General features: G+C 69.6%; 2 protein-coding genes. Both read left to right on the plus strand.

Annotation, left to right across the window (positions count from 1 at the left end):
* The coding region (locus ACH4F2_RS35310; RefSeq protein WP_398136752.1) for a phosphopantetheine-binding protein at nucleotides 1-817 on the plus strand (817 nt) is incomplete at its 5' end.
* Nucleotides 818-1185: 368 nt separating this feature from the next.
* The coding region (locus ACH4F2_RS35315) for a type I polyketide synthase (RefSeq protein WP_398136753.1) at nucleotides 1186-3767 on the plus strand (2582 nt) is incomplete at its 3' end.

Raw genomic sequence — 3767 nt, forward strand, 5'->3', positions numbered from 1 at the left:
GCGGGGGCTTCCGGCCACGTCCGTGGCGTGGGGTCCGTGGGCCGGTGGGGGTATGGCGTCCGGGGAGATCGAGGAGCGGGCGCGGCGGGGTGGTCTGTCGCCGTTGGTGCCGGAGCGGGCTCTGGCCGCCATGCGGCAGGCGGTCGATCACGGTGACGTGGTCGTGGCCGTGGCCGATGTGGACTGGGAGCGGTTCGGTGCCGGGCGTGTGGCGTTGTTCGACGGGATACCGGAAGTACGACACCTGCGCGAACACACCACCCCCGAGGACAACGTTCCGCGCGAGGAGTCCACCGACCTTCGCCGACGGATAGCGGAAATGCCGGAGAACGAACGGACAGCCGTTCTGGTGGAATTGGTCTGCGCGCACACAGCGGCCGTACTCGGATATGCCGATTCCGGCACTGTGGACCCCAGCCGTACCTTCAGCGAACTCGGCTGTGATTCACTGACCGCGGTGGAAATCCGCAACCAGCTGACAGCAGCCACCGCTCTGCCACTCTCCGCGAGTGTCATCTTCGACCACCCCACGCCGGCCGCGCTCGCCGAGGAGCTGGCCACCGGTCTCGTCGACGGCCCGGACGGCCCCGACTCCGCCGCCGTGGGCCTGGCCGCTCTGGAGCAGCTCGAAGGAGCCCTGACCGGAGGGATCTCCGACGAACTCGCCCGGACCAGGATCGCCGAACGCCTGCAGGCCCTTGCCGCCAGGCTCACCGGCGCGGACGGCGAACCGGAAGGCGAGGAGGGAACGGTGAAGTTCGACGACGCCACCGACGACGAGCTCTTCGACTTCATCCACCGCGAGCTCGGGCGCTAGCAGACCCTGCCCGGCCCCTCCGCAGGGGCCGGGCCAGGTGTCGAAGAAGCAGAGGTCAGAGGGGTTCTCGGCCTGTTTCGGTAGGGGCGGATAGGGGTTGTTCCCGCCGCCCCCGCGCTCATAGCGTGACCGTAATGAAGAATAGCGTCGCGTGGTCATGCCCCGATTCGGAGCGGGAATTCGGTCCCCTTCCTCTTACTGGTGCAGCCACCGGCGTGTACGAATGCGCGATCGGCCGCTGGCGTAAAGACGCCCAGCGGCATCAGGGCTGTGTGTGGCCTGCGCCGGCCACGCCGACCAAGACCCCAGCAGGGCAAGTCTCGTCGACGGCTGCGCAGATGCTGTCGGTTCCGGAGAGGTGGCGTTAGGTGGCGAACGAGGAGACACTTCGTGACTACCTCAAGTGGGTGACCGCCGACCTGCATGAAGCGCGCCGGCGGCTGCGGGACTTGGAGGCGGAGAGCCAGGAACCGGTCGCGATCGTCGCCATGGGATGCCGCTTCCCCGGTGGCGTCGGATCACCCGAGGACCTGTGGCGGCTCGTCGCCGAAGGCACCGACGCGATCGGTGACTTCCCCGGGGACCGCGGCTGGGACCTGGAGCGTCTCTACGACCCCGACCCGGGAGCCTCCGGTACCAGCTACGTGCGAGGCGGCGGCTTCATCGACGGCGCGAGCACCTTCGACCCGGCGCTCTTCGGCATCAGCCCGCGCGAGGCACTCGCCATGGACCCGCAACAGCGGCAGCTGCTCGAAGTGGCATGGGAGACCTTCGAACGCGCGGGCATCGATCCGCTGTCCCTGAAGGGCAGCCCGGTCGGCGTCTTCGCCGGAATCAACAGCCAGGACTACATCAACACCCTCCTCGCCGCCGACGCCGAGGGAGTCGAGGGCTACCTCAGCACCGGCAACGCCGCGGCCGTCCTCTCCGGTCGCGTCTCCTACACCCTCGGCCTCGAAGGCCCCGCGGTCACCATGGACACCGCGTGCTCGTCGTCGCTCGTCGCCCTGCACCTGGCGGTCCAGGCACTGCGCAACGGCGAGTGCTCCATGGCCCTCGCCGGTGGCGTCACCGTCATGTCGGCGCCGGGCCTCTTCGTCGAGTTCAGCCGTCAGCGCGGCCTGGCCGCCGACGGCCGTTGCAAGCCGTTCGCCGCCGCCGCCGACGGCACCGGCTGGGGCGAGGGCGTCGGCCTGCTCCTGGTGGAGCGGCTGTCCGACGCGCGCCGCAACGGACACCAGGTCCTCGCGATCGTCCGCGGCTCCGCCGTCAACCAGGACGGTGCCTCGAACGGCCTCACCGCCCCCAACGGCCCTTCGCAGCGACGCGTCATCCGCCAAGCCCTCACCAGCGGCGGCCTCGCGCCGGCCGACATCGACGTGGTGGAGGCCCACGGCACGGGGACGACACTGGGCGACCCGATCGAGGCGCAGGCGCTGCTCGCCACCTACGGCAAGGGCCGCCCCGAGAACCGTCCGCTGTGGCTCGGCTCCATCAAGTCGAACATCGGGCACACCCAGGCCGCGGCCGGTGTCGCCGGTGTCATCAAGATGGTCATGGCGATGCGCCACGGCGTCCTGCCCAAGACCCTGCACGTCGATGAGCCGACCCCGCACGTCGACTGGTCGGCCGGAGCCGTCGAACTGCTCACCGACGCCCGGCCGTGGCCCGAGACGGGACAGCCGCGTCGCGCCGCCGTGTCGTCGTTCGGTGTCAGCGGCACCAACGCGCACACCATCCTGGAGCAGGCGCCTGCTCCCGAGAACACCGAGGCCGAACGCACTCCACCGCCCGCCTCCGTGGTCCCGTGGGTCCTCTCGGGCCGGACCGACACCGCCCTGGTCGCTCAGGCGGTGCGGTTGCGGGATCATCTGGTGGCTCATCCGGGTCTGTCCGCGTTCGACGTCGGCTATTCGACGGTTGTGTCCCGTGCGGGTCTGGATCATCGGGCCGTGGTTGTGGCTGCGGATCAGGCGGCGGCGGTGTCGGTGCTGGCCGAGGACGGTTCCGCGGCGGGGGTCGTGCGTGGTGTCGCGGATCTGCGCGGCAAGGTGGCGTTCGTGTTCCCGGGTCAGGGTTCGCAGTGGGTCGGGATGGCCACGGAACTGATCGAGTCGTCGCCGGTGTTCGCGGGGCGGATGCGGGAGTGCGCGGAGGCTTTGTCGTCGCATGTGGAGTGGTCGTTGTTCGACGTGCTCGATGATGCGGAGGCGTTGGAGCGGGTGGACGTGGTCCAGCCGGTGCTGTGGGCGGTGATGGTGTCGCTGGCGGAGCTGTGGCGTTCGTACGGGGTCGTGCCGGCTGCTGTGGTGGGTCATTCGCAGGGTGAGATCGCGGCTGCGTGTGTGGCGGGTGCGCTGTCGATCGAGGATGCGGCGAAGGTGGTGGCGCTGCGGTCGAAGGCGATTCTGGCGCTGTCGGGTGCGGGTGGCATGGTGTCGGTGGCGCTGCCGGTGGGGGAGGTCCGAGAGCGGCTGTCGGACGGGCTGTCGGTGGCTGCGGTCAACGGGCCTTCTTCGGTGGTGGTTTCCGGGGATGTGGCCGGCCTGGACGCGTTGCTGGCCGGGTGTGAGGCGGAGGAGGTCCGTGCCCGTCGTATTCCGGTGGATTACGCGTCGCACTCGGTGCACGTGGAGGCCATCCGCGACGAGCTTCTGGATGTTCTGGCGGGGTTGGAGCCGCGTGTGGCTGAGGTGCCGTTCTTCTCGACGGTGACGGCTGACTGGCTGGACACGTCGGTGATGGACGCGGAGTACTGGTACACGAATCTTCGCCAGACGGTGCGTTTCGAGGAGGCGACGAGGGCCCTGGCCGAGCAGGGCTACCGCTTCTTCGTCGAGACCTCCGCGCATCCTGTGCTGACTGCTGGTGTGGAGCAGTCTCTCGACGGCGCTGGGGTCGATGGGCTGGTGCTGGGTTCGTTGCGGCGTGATGAGGGCGGGCTGGAGCG

Origin of the sequence: Streptomyces sp. NPDC017890, from assembly GCF_044328675.1 — a bacterium.
GTDB lineage: Bacteria > Actinomycetota > Actinomycetes > Streptomycetales > Streptomycetaceae > Streptomyces.